1 protein-coding gene is annotated in these 275 nt (G+C 68.0%); it reads right to left on the minus strand.

All coding sequences use genetic code 11. From position 1 onward, the window contains the following. Positions 1-275, minus strand: a 275-nt coding sequence (locus SB816_RS31385) for a hypothetical protein (protein WP_410548165.1), incomplete at both ends; no start/stop codon positions are given.

Below are 275 nucleotides of genomic sequence, written 5' to 3' on the forward strand. Positions count from 1 at the left end.
GCAGAGCGTGAGCGGATCGGGCGGCATGCTCGCGTACGTGCCGCCGAATGCGTCCAGCGCGACGAACGACGCGCCTGGCACGATCAGCATCGCGGCGATCATCCACGAGAGATAGTGCGGCAGCGAGCGCGTTTCGAACACGCGCACGACCGCGCCCGCGCCTTTTTCGAGCCGCTGCACGAAGCGGTCGAAACCCTCGCTCGCGTTCATTTCCGTGAGCAGCGAGCGATGATGGCGGAACGCGTCGCGGCGCGCGAAGAACAGCACGCCGCCCG

The sequence above is a fragment of the Achromobacter sp. SIMBA_011 genome (genome assembly GCF_046535435.1).
GTDB lineage: Bacteria > Pseudomonadota > Gammaproteobacteria > Burkholderiales > Burkholderiaceae_B > Achromobacter > Achromobacter dolens.